The 15,717-nt window shown below is 41.2% G+C and carries 9 protein-coding genes and 1 pseudogene; 4 read left to right on the top strand and 6 right to left on the bottom strand.

The window, feature by feature from the left end; genetic code table 11:
• Positions 1-64 precede the first annotated feature (64 nt).
• On the top strand, positions 65-685 hold the full coding sequence (locus HEQ19_14310; protein WYM00521.1) for a transposase: 621 nt from the start codon (positions 65-67) through the stop codon (positions 683-685).
• Positions 686-785: 100 nt separating this feature from the next.
• On the opposite strand, the gene HEQ19_14315 is transcribed toward HEQ19_14310, so the two are convergent.
• The 3 genes from HEQ19_14315 to HEQ19_14325 all read right to left on the bottom strand — a co-directional run bounded on the left by HEQ19_14315 (position 786) and on the right by HEQ19_14325 (position 4,088).
• Positions 786-1,484 (bottom strand): DevA family ABC transporter ATP-binding protein, encoded by a 699-nt coding sequence (locus tag HEQ19_14315; GenBank protein WYM03409.1) that lies wholly within the window; start codon positions 1,482-1,484, stop codon positions 786-788.
• Positions 1,485-1,608: 124 nt separating this feature from the next.
• Positions 1,609-2,784, bottom strand: a complete 1,176-nt coding sequence (devC, locus tag HEQ19_14320) for an ABC transporter permease DevC (GenBank protein WYM00522.1) — start codon at positions 2,782-2,784, stop codon at positions 1,609-1,611.
• A complete protein-coding gene (locus HEQ19_14325; protein ID WYM00523.1) occupies positions 2,781-4,088 on the bottom strand; it encodes an ABC exporter membrane fusion protein in 1,308 nt (435 codons plus the stop codon). The genes devC and HEQ19_14325 overlap by 4 nt, the downstream gene beginning before the upstream one ends.
• A gap of 241 nt (positions 4,089-4,329) precedes the next feature.
• On the opposite strand from HEQ19_14325, the gene HEQ19_14330 reads away from it, so the two are divergent.
• A complete protein-coding gene (locus HEQ19_14330) occupies positions 4,330-4,587 on the top strand; it encodes a hypothetical protein (GenBank protein WYM03410.2) in 258 nt (85 codons plus the stop codon).
• A gap of 7 nt (positions 4,588-4,594) precedes the next feature.
• Positions 4,595-5,212: a TetR/AcrR family transcriptional regulator gene (locus HEQ19_14335; GenBank protein WYM00524.1), complete on the top strand. Its 618-nt coding sequence runs from the start codon at positions 4,595-4,597 to the stop codon at positions 5,210-5,212.
• Between the two features lie 206 nt (positions 5,213-5,418).
• On the opposite strand, the gene HEQ19_14340 is transcribed toward HEQ19_14335, so the two are convergent.
• The 3 genes from HEQ19_14340 to HEQ19_14350 all read right to left on the bottom strand — a co-directional run bounded on the left by HEQ19_14340 (position 5,419) and on the right by HEQ19_14350 (position 13,329).
• Entirely contained in the window at positions 5,419-8,490 is a 3,072-nt protein-coding gene (locus HEQ19_14340) for an ABC transporter substrate-binding protein (GenBank protein WYM00525.1), read from the bottom strand.
• Between the two features lie 336 nt (positions 8,491-8,826).
• Positions 8,827-11,982 carry an ABC transporter substrate-binding protein gene (locus tag HEQ19_14345; protein ID WYM00526.1) on the bottom strand — a complete coding sequence of 1,052 codons (3,156 nt, stop codon included), beginning with the start codon at positions 11,980-11,982 and terminating at the stop codon, positions 8,827-8,829.
• A 39-nt stretch (positions 11,983-12,021) separates the two neighbouring features.
• Entirely contained in the window at positions 12,022-13,329 is a 1,308-nt protein-coding gene (locus HEQ19_14350) for an ATP-binding protein (GenBank protein WYM00527.1), read from the bottom strand.
• A gap of 579 nt (positions 13,330-13,908) precedes the next feature.
• Here HEQ19_14350 and HEQ19_14355 point away from each other — a divergent pair.
• Positions 13,909-15,705: pseudogene (locus tag HEQ19_14355) on the top strand (cation:proton antiporter).
• Positions 15,706-15,717: the final 12 nt, after the last annotated feature.

The raw sequence follows: 15,717 nt of genomic DNA on the forward strand, positions 1-15,717 counted from the left end.
GGTCTGGGGAATACAATATATATTGGTATATATTTGTTGTTGATTTTTACAGAATGTAATTGGGATGGCATATAACCCTAAAATACATCATCGCCGTTCTATTCGTTTACGAGGATATGACTATACCCAAATTGGTGCATATTTCATAACCATTTGTACTTATAAAAAGCAATGTTGGTTTGGCGATGTGGTAAATAGGGAAATGCGATATAATCAATTGGGGTTCATTGCTCAAACCTTTTGGCAAGCTCTTCCGCGTCGTTTTTCCCAAATCCAATTAGATGCTTTTGTTATCATGCCAAATCATCTGCACGGTATTCTCATCATCACAGATTTAGGGGCACGGCATGAACAACGTTGTTCACTCAACCCAGAAATTCCAGACTTCGTGCCCCTACAGAATACGAATTCCCCAACAACAGAACAATTTAGTCAACCTGTTGCTGGTTCTATCCCTACAGTCATTCGTTCTTTTAAATCAGCTGTAACCAAACGAATTAACCTGATGCGGAAAACATCATATCCGCCCATTTGGCAACGCGATTATTATGAAAGCATTATCCGCCGGGAGGGATTGCATAATGTTCGCGAATATATTATCAATAATCCATATCAGTGGGCAGAGGACGAAGAAAATCCTTCGCATGATCAACATGAACAATTAGATTTGGGTTTATATTTTTGAAACCACCAATCCTTTAGGGGCACGGCATCAATAAGATTATCTACTATTTGAAAAGATTTTGGACGCCGTGCCCCTACGACAGGGCACGGTATCTGTTTTTTTATACTGCAGAGGCAATAGCCATGTCATTTGCTAATTTACCATCTTCCATGTGAACAATGCGATCGGCTATGTCGAGAATGCGGTTGTCATGGGTAACGAGTAGAATCGTACAACCTTGTTCTTTTGCGAGTTTTTGCATTAAATTGACCACATCTCGCCCCGATTTACTATCAAGCGCTGCTGTTGGTTCATCCGCTAAGACAATTTTCGGACGACTGACTAAAGCACGAGCGATCGCAACTCTTTGTTTTTGTCCTCCTGATAAGTCATCAGGATAGTAATTGAGACGATTTCCTAATCCTACCTCTTCCAGCATCTGGGCTGACCGGGTTTTCATTTCTTGTGGGGAAATATTCTTGTGCAATTCCAAACCCATTCTCACGTTCTGGATTGCGGTTAAACTACCATGTAAGTTATGCGCTTGGAATATATAACCGTGACTGCGCCGCGCCTCGGTTAATTTCCCTCCAGTTGCGCCACAAAGTTCTTGTCCCAATACTTGCAAACTACCAGATTGAGCAGAACGCAATCCACCTACTAAGGTTAAAAGTGTTGTCTTACCCGAACCAGATGGCCCAGTCATAATGATAATTTCGCCGGCGTTAATTTCTAAGTTGATATCAAACAGAACTTGCTTACGCAGTTGACCGTTACCAAAGTAGTGGTCGAGATTTTTGATAGAGATTACGGAAGACATAGGGATTGGGGATTGGGGATTGGGGATTGGGGATTCAGAGACAAATGACCAATGACCAATGACAAATGACCAATGACCAATGACAAATGACCAATGACAAATGACAAATGACAAATGACCAATTTTAAAACATATCAGCGGGGTCGGCTGATTGAACTTTACGAGTGGCGATCGCACCGGAAATCATACACATAATTATAGTCATTACCAGCACTTGACTTGCCCGTGCTAAGGTCATCAATAGTGGTAAGTTTGTGGCATTTCTTGTCAAGTTATAAAGTCCAAATGATACGCCCAATCCAGGTAAAAAGCCTAATATGGCGAGAATGATTGCTTCTTCAAATACCACGCCTAAGAGGTAGAAATTGTTATACCCCATTGCTTTGAAGGTGGCGTATTCTTTGATGTGGGCATTGACATCTGTAGACAGAACTTGGTAAACTATAATTACGCCTACCATGAAGCCCATCGACACACCTAAACTGAAGATAAAGCCGATGGCGGTATTTGTTTGCCAGTAATATTTTTCAACTTCAATAAATTCTTCTTTGGTCAATACTTTGACATCTTGACCTAGCTGAGATTGTAAAGCTGCTGTTACCTGCTTGGGGTCGTAGCCTGGTTGTAACTTCAGTAAACCTACACTGATGCTGCTGGCTTCTCGTCTCGGAAATAGCCGCAGAAAGCTTTGGTCACTGGTCATTAAAGTACCATCTGCGGCGAAAGAAGCGCCGACTTTAAATAAGCCGCTGATGGTAATTGTCTGGCGGTCGATTTCTGTGGTTACGGGTTTTCCTTGGTCAATTTGGGCGAAGGCTTGTTCATAATCTCCTCTAGAAGCCCGATCAAAAAGGACTGTATTTGGTAGTTTGAGAACGTCTCTTTGGCTATTGACTTCTGCTAAGTCAAAAACTTGCTTGTCAGGATCGAAGCCGATAGCTAGTATTGCTGTCTTTTTACCCGTCTGGGGATTCTTCCAATCAGTAAAGTTGACATACAATCCTGTTGCAGATTTGACCCCCTGGACATCCATTGCTTGATATAATCGCCGCCGGGTAAAGGTGGACATATTTGCCAAGTTACGTGCTTGGGGACTGATTAAAAAGATGTCAGCATTCATACTGTTATGCAATCTGGTGTTACTGTCAAACAAAGCTGACTGAAACCCTAGCTGCATGAACATCAGCAAATCAGCAAAGGCAATACCTGATAATGCTACTAATAGCCTACTTCTTTCATGACTCAGTTGTAGCCATCCTAAAGGGGTTCGTCGCCCCAGTTGTTGGATAAATCCAATCATAGTTCAATTACCGCCTTGATTTGCAAATTAGTAAACTGGCTAGCTTTTTGACTAGATGGTTTATCCAGCCGCACATGGACTTCTACGATTCTGGTATCCAAATTGCTGGAGGGGTCGCTGTTGATGATATTCTGGCGCTGGACTTCCAATCCAATCCAATCAACGGTTCCCTGTAATTCACCAGCAAGGGAATCGCTGCTCACCTTGACTTTTTGCCCTGGCCGCACTTTGTTAATATCACTTTGGTAGACTTCGGCGACTGCATACATTTGGTCGGTTTGACCGAGATTCACAATCCCGTCATTACCAACGGTTTCTCCAGGACGTGTATTAATTTTGAGAATTTGTCCGGCTTTGGGTGCGCGGATATATGCTTGATTTAGTTGTGCTTGAATGCGTTTGACGGTGGCTTGGGCGCTGTTTACCTCTGCTTCGGCGTTGGCGACATCTGTAGGACGAACTTCAGCGGTTTGGTTGAGGGTGGCTTTGGCTTCGTTAACTTGCTGTTCTAGGGTGGCGATGGTTTTATCGCGGTTGGCTTTGGCTTCGTTAATTTGCTGTTCTAGGGTGGCGATAGTTCTTTTCTGGGTGGCTTGGCTTTCGATTACCTCTTGTGTGGAAGTTTCTGCATTTAAACGCCTGCGGTCAACTTCTTGACTGGAAATCGCCCCTTGTTTGTATAAAGTCTCGTAGCGTTGCACATCAGCTTGGGCGTTACGTTTCTCGGCTGCGACACGCGCCACTGTGGCTTGTAGCTGCTGTTTTTGTCCTTGGAGTTCTGCTTCTAGGCGGTTAATTGTCGCTTGCAGAGTTTTGATATTTCCTTGTAGTTCCGCTTGTAGACGGTTCACCGTAGCACTTCGCGCCCCCAGTTCTCCTTGTTTGGCGCCTGCTTTTACCTGCGCCAAACGAGATTTTGCTACTTGGACTTGTTCTTGAGCTTCACCCAAACTGGCTTGGAGGCGATCGCGACTATCCATGATCGCAATTACCTCTCCAACCTTGACGCGATCGCCTTCTTTCACCAACAGTTGCTCAACCCGATTCCCTTCTCCAGTCGTGGGCGCAGACAGTTTAATTACTTCCCCGTTGGGTTCTAGTCGCCCCAAGGCAGTAACGGTTTTTACCACAGCCTGAATTGGTACTACTGGTAATTGCTTTTTATTAGAAGTATTCTGGAAATTCTTGACTGTATAAATACTGATTCCAATCGCCGCGAAAGCTGTAATTATTGCTATGTTGGCAGGCGATTTGAAAAACGTCTGATAAGACCGTAAACCTTCTAAATTCCAGTTCTGCGCCATATGATTCCCCTCTTTTCGGCGACAAACAAATTGAACTAAACTGTCTAGTCTAATTTATGCTAAACTAAACGGAGTAGTTTAGTCAAGGGGTATGGGTAGTGAGGAATTAGGAGTTGACCTGACTTTTCGGGTCATGTGGAAAAATCAAGGGAAAACCTAACTCCCCAGCCCCCTTATCCACTAGGATACCAAGTCGGGAATGGTAGGTATAACCCCTAATTAGCCCGAAAAATCAGAGTTTTTGGCGTCGTTGCATAATCTTCCGGGGCGCAAGCCTTGCGCCCCTACCCACAATCGTTCTCACATAGCCATTCGCGACTCATTACTCATTACTCATTACTCATTACTCATTACTCATTACTCATTACTCATTACTCATTACTCATTACTCATTACTCATTACTCCTTACTCATTACTCCTTACTCCTTACTCCTTACTCATTACTCCTTACTCCTTACTCGCTCATCTATATATAAGATGATTTATAAGAAGGGTTGATTGATAAATGGCACACCTAAAAGTTGACGCAGTAGATCGGGATAGTTCCGCTGATAAAGTAGAGAAAATTCTGCAAGGGGCGATGCAGGAGTTTCTCAAACATGGCTACTCTGGTACCAGTATGGACAAAGTAGCTGTAGCTGCGGGTGTTTCTAAGGCGACAGTGTACAGTAAATTTCAAGATAAAGAAGGACTTTTTAAAGAACTCATTGAGCAACTGGCACGGAAAAAGTTTAAAATACTTTTTGGGACAGAAGCGCCGAAGGGAGAACCAGCAACCGTACTGCGTCAGTTAGGAACCAAAGCATTACAGCAGATGGCTACAGACCAAGAACATAGTGCATTTATGCGCGTGTTAATTGGGGAGTCTGGCCGGTTTCCGGAGTTAGCACAGATCTGTGTGCGGGCGATGATGAAACCGGTGATAGAAACTCTGAGCCAATATTTGGCTAGTCATCCTGAACTAAATATAAAAGACCCAGAAGCAGTAGGGGCGATTATGTTTGGGTCATTGGTACATTTTCATATTGTTCAGGATGTGATGCATGGTAAGGAAATTATACCAATCGAGAGCGATCGCGTGATCGATGCTTTGACCAACCTGATTGTCAATAGTGCTGAGTAAATATACCACATGGTAAGGGCGCAAGGCCTTGCGCCCCCTACGAAGGTCTGTGGTTAAAATCAATGAAATTTGCTGTAATATCAGGTTCGTCTAATTAGTTACGATAAAAACTTGGGAGACTTCTTTGCGCCTTCTCTGCGAGACGCTCCGCGAATGCGCCTTTGCGTGAGCTTTTATAATAACTGTTTACCCGAACATGATATAACTCATGGAACTGTGGTAAATTTACCATCCTTCACCTGAACAAGGACGGGTTCGCTTTGGCGTTCTCCGTCGGGAGTAAACTGTAAATTTCCCCCGGAAGTTTCATTGGGGGAAAGATTGACCTGTCGCAGTGCTTGTAGAACTGTTTCTCGTGACAGATTTGTAGACGTATTTTGAATAGCTTTAATAAAAGCTTGAGTCGCATCATAGCTAGTAGCGGTGCGCCAACTTACTGGCGCTCCCCATTGCTGTTGTGCTGATTTAGCAAAATTTTTCGCTGGTGCTTCGTCCCTAAACCAGGGGACAACTAAAACTAAACCTTCAACAGCTTTTCTATCTTCTTCTTTATTTAAGATTTCTTGACTATATAAAGTATCCCCACCTAACAATTTTATTCCTGACTGCTGTTGGTTTTGGGGATTAATTGTTAAACGAGCAATTCCGACTGCTTGAGAAATCTGAGCAGCGTCTGGGAACAACACAACTGCTTGTGCTTGATATTTACTTACTGGTATCACTTCCTCAGAATCTAGTGTCTGGTTTCCAACAACCTCACCGCGTAATCTTTCAAAGTTGTCTGTAAACTCCTTGCTCAAGCTACTACTGTATGTGCTATCTTTTTTAGAAAAAATCACAGTTTTTCTCAAGCCAGATTTTATCGCATATTCAGCTAGTTTCCTCCCCGATGCTGCGTCAGATGGAACTGTTCTAAAGAAGAATTTACTAGACTGAGAAATACTTGTACTGGTAGAAGATATGACAGGCATTTTAGTATTTTCGTATGCCGATAGTGCATCTTGGGTAGTATCGCTAGAGTTGTTTCCTATCACTCCCAGTATATCTTCGTGTTTCAGCAGTTCCTGAACTACTTGTTGAGACGTTGCGAATTGTGGATCTTTTTCTTTAGTACCATCCTTAGCGATCGCAATTTCTAATAAGCGACCATTTAACCCATTTTTCTGATTAAACTGATTTTGCGCCTGTGCGACACCCCGCAAAATTTCTTGAGCTTTGCCTGTAGAATTATTATCTACTGGGACAACTACTGCTAAAGTGATGGGAGAACCTTTGCTACGAGCCAAAGCATTGTTGTAGTAAATCAACACTTCTGGATCATTCTTAGCATCTTTTACAGCATCTCGAAACAAGTTAACCGCGTCTGCATAATTTCCTTGTTTATAAGCTTCAATACCTTTATCTCTGTTGGTATTACTAATAGTCGGAAATAAAGTAATTTCTCCCCTAGTAATTTTAGTCAAATTTGCTACGCATATCAGACCCAATTCTTTCTTTTCACCTGCTGGACAACGTGTTGACACGCGACTAATGGCTAACGAAATTGTGGAAATTCCCAAGATAGCTGATATTATGATAAATATAAATAACCGTTTATCTGAAAGCAGGATTTTATTTGGTTTATAAAAAATACTTCTTGCAAGTGGTGGTGATTGTATTAGTAATCGAAGTGGTGATGAAATAAATTGAATAGGTGGTGGTGGTGATGGTGGAATAGGTTCTGGTAGAGAAAAACTAGGACTTACTGTGGGTACAGTATTATGTACATTATCAATTAGCAGCGCCTCAACTACCTTCAATTTTTGTCTTGTTGACAGCCTTTCCGGTTCAATATTTAATACTTCTTCATACTGCTGTTTTGCACCTTCTAAATCTCCTGCGTCTACCAACTTTTTTGCATATATTTCTCTAGCCTGTAATAGCTTCTCCTTATTGCGTAAGGGGTCAACTTGGTAAGCTCGCGTGTAACGTTCGAGAGCTTTATCAAAGTTTTCATCTTCCAAGTCTCCGTCAGCCAAAGCCAACAGACTACCGAAGTCATTGGGATTAAAATCTAAAATTTGCGTGTATAGTGTTAATGCTGCTTGTTTGTTGTCTTCTTGATATAGTCTTGTAGCTTCTGCATGAATAGATTTAACTTTCTTTTGTTCAACTTTCTCTAAATCACCGATTTGTTTGTGGACAGGATGTTGTTGCAGTACCCATAAACGAAGCAATTCAATTTTGACTTGACTGGTTTTTTCATTGAAAAAACCTCTATTTGCTAGTTGTTTTTTTGCCTTATTTAAAGATTTTGTGCGTTCAATTCCGTGATTTTTCAGCAATTGAAAAGGTTCTTCTGGAGTCTGTTCCTTTTGCGTTTCTGCTATAGCTGAAAACATTACCCGTTCTGGGATAGATAATCCATCCCATAACCATGAAAAACCACCTTCGGCACTTTCAATGGCTTTATTTATAATACTTTCAACATCTTTACGAGTAACATTCCATTCCTCTTGATTTCTGGCGTGTCCAAAAATAGTAAAGCAGATTATTTGAATAAAATAGGGATGTCCTCCTGACAGTTCTAGAATTGCTTGGAGCGCATCTTCGCTGTATTTTAGTCTTCCCTGAGCCGGTTGAGTAATGAGTGTCTTCCCATCCGCATCATCGAGTAAACCAATTTTGTAGTAAGGCGGTTCTTTAAATAATTTCTGTAATTTGGTCAAATCTGACGCATTCCGACCCAAGCCAATAATAATAAACAGTCCAAGCTGTGAACCAATAATAGATTTTAAATATGGAAAAAATTTTTTTACTGCTGATTGAGAATTACCTGTAGTAAAGCTATCAAATTCATCCAATAATAAAACTAGTTTTTTTCCCCCCAATGCTTGATAAATTTGGGGTAAAAATTTGTCAGTAAAGATATCTAGATTATTTTCTAACTCTTGAGTTGTTGGCGGTGTGACTTGATTTAAATTCTGGTTACAGTAATCTGTAATTTCTGTTGCGAGATATTGTAATACCGTACTCAGGGGTTCTGGGTTATGGTATTCTAAATCAAAAGGAACAAAAACAAAATCAGTCAGCGTCACAAAATTAGGAATTTGTTTGAGTAATGACGACTTACCAATCCGCCGTTCACCAGGTAACAAGATAACTTGATTACCTTGCTTCAGATTTTCCTCTATAAATTGGAAAACCCCTTTTCTCCCGATAAACAATTCCGGTTCGTGAACGTGAATGGGACGACCGATAATATAAGGATTTATCTGAAAAATAGTTGAACTTGCCATATTTCTTCTGATTTTAGCCAGATACTCGTGTTTTCAAGATATGACTGTCTTGAGAAGCAGCCAATTAGTAGCTTGATGCCTAAAAATGCAGTATAGTTATTGTCAATGATGACTGCGATGTCAGCTAAAGTAATTGTAGAGCCACAGCATACAGAATGTTCTACTTCAGAAAATAATCTTATTAATCTTCGTCTAGCACTTAACTGTAATCTCGATCTAATTGAACCGATAAAAAATCTCCAATTTGTAGGGTGCGTCAGTCAGAGAAAAGCCTAATTGCCAAGAGATTACTGGTACTGACCCACCCTGTAGACTAAACTTAACATCATTGGTATCTCATGGAACTATGATGAATTTACCATCCTTTACCTGAACCAATACAGGTTCACTCTGGCGCTCTCCGTCGGAAGTAAACTGTAAATTCACCCCGGAAGTTTCATTGGGGGAAAGGTTTACCTTTCGCAGTGCTTGTAGAACTGTTTCCCTAGAAAGATTTGTAGACGCACTTTGAATAGCTTTAATAAAAGCCTGAGTTGCATCATAGCTGGTAGCGGTGCGCCAACTCACCGGCGCTCCCCATTGCTGTTGTGCTGATAAAGCAAAATTTCTCCCTGGTGCTGTGTCCCTAAACCAGGGAACAGCTAAAACTAAACCTTCCACATCTTTCCCACCTTGATCTAAGATTTCTTGACCATACAAAGCATCCCCACCTAACAACTTTAGTCCCCGAAATTGGTTGTTTGGGTTCTTCATTAGTTCGGCGCTGATATTGGCGTTGGCTCGCGCAATGTTCACCGCTTGACGAGTGTGATAAACGTCTGGAAACAACACAGCTACCTGTGCTTGATATCTAAATATACTTACTGGTATTGCTTTACCATCATCCAGTTGTGGATCATCATTCAACTCAACGGGTCTGTCAGGTTTAACAACCTCACCTCCTAATCTTTCAAAGTTGCTTTGAAACTTTTCACGCAAACTGTCGCTGTATGCACTATCATTATTAGCAAAAATCACAGCTTTTCTCAAGCCAGATTTTATCGCATATTCAGCTAGTTTCTTGCCTGATGCTGCGTCAGACGGCACCGTTCTAAAGAAGAAATTACTAGACAGAGAAGTGCTGGTACTGGTCGAAGATATCACAGGTATTTTAGCATTTTCGTATGCCGATAGCGCTGCTTTTGTAGCATCGCTAGAATTGTGTCCAATCACTCCAAGTATATTTTCGTCTTTAACGAGTTCCTGAGCTACTTGTTGAGACGTTGCGAATTTTGGATCTTTTTCTTTAGTACCATCGTTAGCGATCGCAATTTCTAATAAGCGACCATTTAACCCATTTTTCTGATTAAACTGATTTTGCGCCTGTGCGACTCCTCGCAATATTTCTTGAGCTTTTTTTATGGATTCTTTATCTACTGGGACAACTACTGCTAAAGTGATGAAAGAACCTTTGCTATGAGCCAAGGCATTGTTGTAGTAAATCAACACTTCTGGATCATTCTTAGCATCTTCCACAGCACCTTTAAAAAATTTAGCCGCCTCTGCATAATTGCGTCGTTTATAAGCTTCAATACCTTGATCTCTATTCGTGTTATTAATGCTAGGAAATAAGGTACGTTCTCCTCTGCTAATTTTACTCATATCGGAATGGCATAACACACCAAATTCTTTCTTCTCACCTGCTGGACAAGGTGTTGAAAAGCGATAAATACTAAAAAGGGTAGTACCAAAAACAGCTAAAGCAATCATCCCTCCTAAAGATGTCAATTTACCTAAGATGACTGGCGATATAATTCGCCGTTTTGGTGGATTTGGTGCAACCTGATAATTGCTACTGTATTCACTGCTATCGCGGGTTCTATTGCATACAGGACAGTTCTCACCCATATTGATAGTCTGAGGTTGGTGAGGCTCATCTTTATAACCTTCACATCTCCACAGAAATTTAGATTCTACCGCTTCAATTTCTTTCAACCTCATTTCTGCTTGTTTCCTTTCAGGTTGAATATCTAAAACTCTTTGGTACTGCTGTTTTGCTAATTTGATATGTCTGTTAGTGAACAAATGAGAAGCATAATTTTCCAACTCCTGCACAAGGGTGTCTGTGTTGCGTAATGGGTCAAATTGGTAAGCTCGTGTGTAATATTCTATGGCTTTTTCAAAATTCCCTAAATTGGAGTATCCCTCAGCTAAATCTAAGACAGTACTGAAGTGATTGGGATTGATTTTCAAAATATCTTCATAAAGCTGTAAAGCCTTCTGATTATTACCGTCTTCATGGTATCTATGCGCTGCATTACGCAGGATTTCAACTCTTTGTTCCTCAATTTTTTCTAATTTCCATATCTCTATATCTAGAGAGTGACGTTGCCGCAACCAGCGACGGACAAATTCAACTTTTACCTTAGATTGTGTATAATCAGGTTGGCCTTCATCAACAAAACGCTGATCAACTAATTTCTCTGCAGATGGAATCAGAAGTTCTGTTTCGATAACTCCATTCTTTCTCAACACTGTGAAGGGATCTTCAGGAAACTCAGCCTTTGCTACAGCCGAAAAAACCACCTGTTCTGTCATAGATAATCCATGCCAAAACCAATCTAACCCACCTTCAGCAGTTTCAATTGCTTGTTCTACAATACCCTTTACATCTTCACCAGTAATTTGTGTATGATTATGATTTTTAGCTTGAATGAAAAGATTAAAGCAAATAACTTGAGTAAAATAGGGATGTCCTGCTGACAGTTCTAGAATTGCTTGAATTGCATCTTCACGATATTCTAGCATTCCTTCCACTGGTTTGCTAATCAGCTGTCTAGCATCAGATTGATCTAGCAACTCAATATTTTGATTAGGTGGTCCCTTAAACAACTTCACCAGATTTGGTAGTTCACCCACATGTCGTCCGACCACCGGAATGATAAATAATTTTTGCTCTCGATTCACGAGCAATTGTAAATAGCGAAAGAATCCCCCTCCCTTATTTTCTATCTCGCTATTGTTATTTCGGTTGGGGTGGTTTTCATCAAGAACATCAAACTCATCCAGTAACAATACTAAGTTTTTATTACCCAATTCTTGGTAAACTTGTGGCAAAAACCGACGAACAAAAATATAAATATCTGTGTTATCTTCTAACTGTTCCAGGGTTGGTACAATCGCTTGATTTAGCTGCAAATCGGTGCTAATTTTTATAGCCAAATCGCGAATAATATCAGCCAAAGGCTTACTACTTTTATTTTGTAAGTCGAAGAATATAAAGCTAAACTGATTTCTCTCATCTTCATAGTCCTTAAAAACAGATTTAGGAATTTGGTAGAGAACAGAAGATTTACCGATACGTCTTTGACCATGTAATAAGATAACTTTTGAACCCTGAAGCAAATTAGATTCAATAAATCGAAATAGCTCTTGGCGTCCAAAAAACTTATTTGGATCATCTATTGCTGAACCGATAATGTAGGGATTGTCTGGATAGTTTGCTTCAGTCATATTTCCTATCTCCACAGTTTGCTGGGTTGACTCTTGACCTTAAATTCCGATTCCTTGAATAGCACCCACTACCTTGGTAAACCACTCTAATGTAGAGGGCACCTGATTTTTATTCTTCCATAGCCATTCCATCACTGTGGTGATGTTCTTAAATTGCTGATGACTCATCAAATTGAGAAATATCTTCTCTCTCCCTTTGAGAGTTGGGTCATCACTATTCCAAATTTCTTGCATCACCCACCGTTCCATAATTGATGAACTGAAAGCATATTTGCTCTTAGTTTCTTTGGGAATAATTACGCCTTGTTCTCTGAGGCTGGTCAATTCTCGCTCTCTTTGGGTAAAGATGAAGTCAATTCCACTTAAATCAAAGCGCAACCTTTGATGTAGACGACCGTTAACAGCAGAGATAGCCATCAACATTAATAAACTCTTTTCAATTTCCGAACAGCGAATCCACATACTTTGAAAAATTTGTCTGGTTCTGTTTTCAAAGTCATCAACAAATTCTTTCACATTTAATGGATTTGGATTTCTCAGTTGTCGATAAATCAAAAAACCCGCAATCTGTAATAAGTATGGATGTCCACCTGTAATTTCTCTGATTGCTTCCTGTAATTGTGGCGTAATTTGCGGGATATTTTGTTTAAGTATCTGCTCGACTTCGCGCTGAGGAAATAGCTTGACAGGCTGAAAAAGATAGTGGTTGAACCAAGGCGAAGCATTGGGGTCTTGTTTGGGTCCATATTCACTGTCGCTGAGGCGTTTGAGTGAACCTACAACCATTGAGAGATATTTTCTCTCCGTCGCCGCATTCGCCAAATAACGACAATCTTTTAAAAAAGCGTCCATTTGTGCTTCAGTATATTCCTCGTTGGCGCGGAGGGCTTGCTCATAGTTATCTGCTAATAGCAACAAGAATTTATTTTGTTCTCCTAGCTTTTTTAAAGCATTTTGTAGGCTGTCTCTTTTTGTCGGCTCTGATATTAATAATTTGTCGATTTCCGTTTGCAATGCTGGTTCACTAGCCAATTGTTCTCGCAGCAGCGTTAAGATTTCCCGCCAAAAACCAGCAGGAGTGAAAGGATCAATTACTTCGCAATTCAAACGAACTGCTATCACACTCTCTGATTTTTTGGGTAAATATTTTTTCCATACTTCCGGCGCTGCGAGTTTATCTAACAAAGAAGATTTACCCATTCCCGGACCACCCCAAATTGCTAAATTACCGCTGTTATTGATTTGGTCAAATGCAGTGGTAATTTCATTTGTCCGTCCCAAAAAACTTTCTGGTGGAACTGGTTCTCCCACAACAAAGGGATTGGTTGATAAAGGATTGCTTGACATTGGGACTATCTCACTGGGGATTAGGTTTTGTTTTTGTCAAAGACTCAAGCTATGATGGCGTAACTGTATGTGTTACATGTGTATTTTAGTATTTTATATGACAAATGAAAGTAGAAAAATTAGACTTTTATCAAGATAGCAATGTAGCTTTTACTGTAAAATAAAAACAATAGTGTAAATTTATCACACATAATTGATATTATATCTATAATTTACGTAAATTATTCGTAAGCAGGTATACGAAAATGCCGACACTGAAGTTTTTGCTTTCTAGTACTCTGTCAAGATAAAAATGATGGACTGTAGTGCGGGCATCTTGCCCGCGTGAGCGAGACGCTCACACTACCAAAAATCCCTCAAAACAAAATTGACAGACTACTAGTACTCTGTCAAGATAAAAATGATGGACTGTGGTGCGGGCATCTTGCCCGCGTGAGCGAGACGCTCACACTACCAAAAATCCCTCAAAACAAAATTGACAGACTACTAGCGTTGTTCCCGATAACGGGGAACTTTGAAAAATTGCCGTTAACTTACTAAACTAAAGTTAATGGCTCTTAATAGTTCCTTAAAAAGCTGGTGCAAGAAGATTTTAGGCTGATTGTTGATTTAGTTTCAGTTCTCGCGGTCGCCGCTTGTGGTGGACTGCTGGCGGCGCTGTTACGGCAACCGGTTTTGCTAGGGTACCTGATTGGTGGTATGATCGTCGGACCTGCGGGACTGGGATTGATTAAAGAAGTTATTCAAGTCGAAACCCTGGCTCAGTTTGGGGTGGCTTTTCTGTTATTTGCTTTGGGTGTAGAATTTTCCTTTAGCGAATTGAAGAAGGTCAAGGCGATCGCCCTTGGTGGTGGAGGGTTACAAATTGTTCTGACTATTGCAGTCACTGTGTTGCTATGTGGCGTCACAGGAGCCTGGTCTGTATTACCCGCTAAGGGCGTGTTTTTGGGGTCAATTCTCTCTTTATCTTCCACAGCAGTTGTCCTCAAGTGCTTGATGGAACGCAACGAAACCGAAACGCCCCACGGACAAGTAATGCTGGGGATTTTGGTAGTTCAGGATTTAGCCCTAGGGTTAATGTTAGCAGTATTACCTGCTCTCCACTCACCGCCAGAAGTCCTGGGGGTAGCAGTGTTAACCGCCCTGGTGCGGATTGCTTTATTTGCGGCTGGTGCTGTAGCAGCGGGGATTTGGTTGATACCAAGTTTGTTGCGACTCCTCGCCCGCACCGAAAGCCGAGAGTTATTTTTATTAGGGGTGGTGACACTGTGTTTAGGTATAGCCCTGCTGACAGAATATTTAGGGTTATCGATTGAGATGGGGGCGTTTGTCGCCGGCTTAATGATTTCGGAGGTGGAATACGCTGACCAAACTCTGACTTATGTAGAGCCGGTGCGGGATATTTTCGCCAGTTTGTTTTTTGCTGCCATTGGCATGTTAATCGATCCAGTGTTTTTGTGGAACAACCTGGAATTAATTTTGGGGTTAGTAGCTTTAGTATTTGTTGGTAAATTTTTGATTATCACCCCCTTGGTCAAGCTGTTTCGCTACCCCTTGAAAACAGCTTTAATCGCTGGGTTGGGACTGGCTCAAATTGGGGAATTTTCCTTTGTTCTCGCCAGTGAAGGGCAGGTTTTAGGGTTGGTATCGCGCCAAGTATATTTACTGATATTGGGAACTACAGCAGTAACACTTATCCTGACTCCCTTTGTCCTGCGATTAGTGCCATTTTTATTTAGTGTTGGCGAATCCATGCCTTGGCTGAAACCGTATTTAGACGGTGAAGGTCAACCATTGGATGTATCAGAAGAGCTACCACTACAAGACCATGTAGTCGTCTGTGGCTACGGGCGAGTGGGGAAGAATTTGGTAAAGTTGTTACAGCAGCACAATTTACCAGTAGTGGTCATTGACCAATCAGAAAGAAGAGTACAGCAACTGCGGGAAGCTGGGGTATCTTATGTATATGGTAATTGCGTCAGTTTACATGTTTTAGAAACCGCTGGGGTGAATAATGCCAAAGGAATGGCGATCGCACTCCCTGACCCCATGAGTACCCGTCTTTGTCTCAAACGCGCCTTGGAATTGTGCCCAGAATTAGATTTGGTCGTCCGCGCCCAACAAGATAAGGAAATTGAGGTACTTTATCAATTGGGAGCTAGGGAAGTCGTACAACCAGAATTTGAAGCTAGTTTAGAAATGGCTACCTATTTATTAACTGGTTTAGGCTTGTCCCCAGCCGAAGTACAATGGGATATGCAGCAAATCCGCAATGATCATTATTTAGAATTGCGTCCAGAATGTTCTCCCTCGGAAGTTTCCCGCGATTTGGAAGCAGCAACACTCGATTTAAATCGCCGCTGGTATCCCTTACCAAAGAAATGGGTT

Origin of the sequence: Gloeotrichia echinulata CP02 (assembly GCA_038087035.1) — a bacterium.
Classification (GTDB): Bacteria; Cyanobacteriota; Cyanobacteriia; order Cyanobacteriales; family Nostocaceae; genus Gloeotrichia; species Gloeotrichia echinulata.

Coding starts and splice junctions, on each gene's coding strand:
- HEQ19_14325 (WYM00523.1), bottom strand. CDS start 4,088: ATGGCGCAGAACTGGAATTTAGAAGGTTTACGGTCTTATCAGACGTTT.
- HEQ19_14350 (WYM00527.1), bottom strand. CDS start 13,329: ATGTCAAGCAATCCTTTATCAACCAATCCCTTTGTTGTGGGAGAACCA.
- HEQ19_14315 (WYM03409.1), bottom strand. CDS start 1,484: ATGTCTTCCGTAATCTCTATCAAAAATCTCGACCACTACTTTGGTAAC.
- HEQ19_14340 (WYM00525.1), bottom strand. CDS start 8,490: ATGGCAAGTTCAACTATTTTTCAGATAAATCCTTATATTATCGGTCGT.
- HEQ19_14335 (WYM00524.1), top strand. CDS start 4,595: ATGGCACACCTAAAAGTTGACGCAGTAGATCGGGATAGTTCCGCTGAT.
- HEQ19_14310 (WYM00521.1), top strand. CDS start 65: ATGGCATATAACCCTAAAATACATCATCGCCGTTCTATTCGTTTACGA.
- HEQ19_14345 (WYM00526.1), bottom strand. CDS start 11,982: ATGACTGAAGCAAACTATCCAGACAATCCCTACATTATCGGTTCAGCA.
- devC (WYM00522.1), bottom strand. CDS start 2,784: ATGATTGGATTTATCCAACAACTGGGGCGACGAACCCCTTTAGGATGG.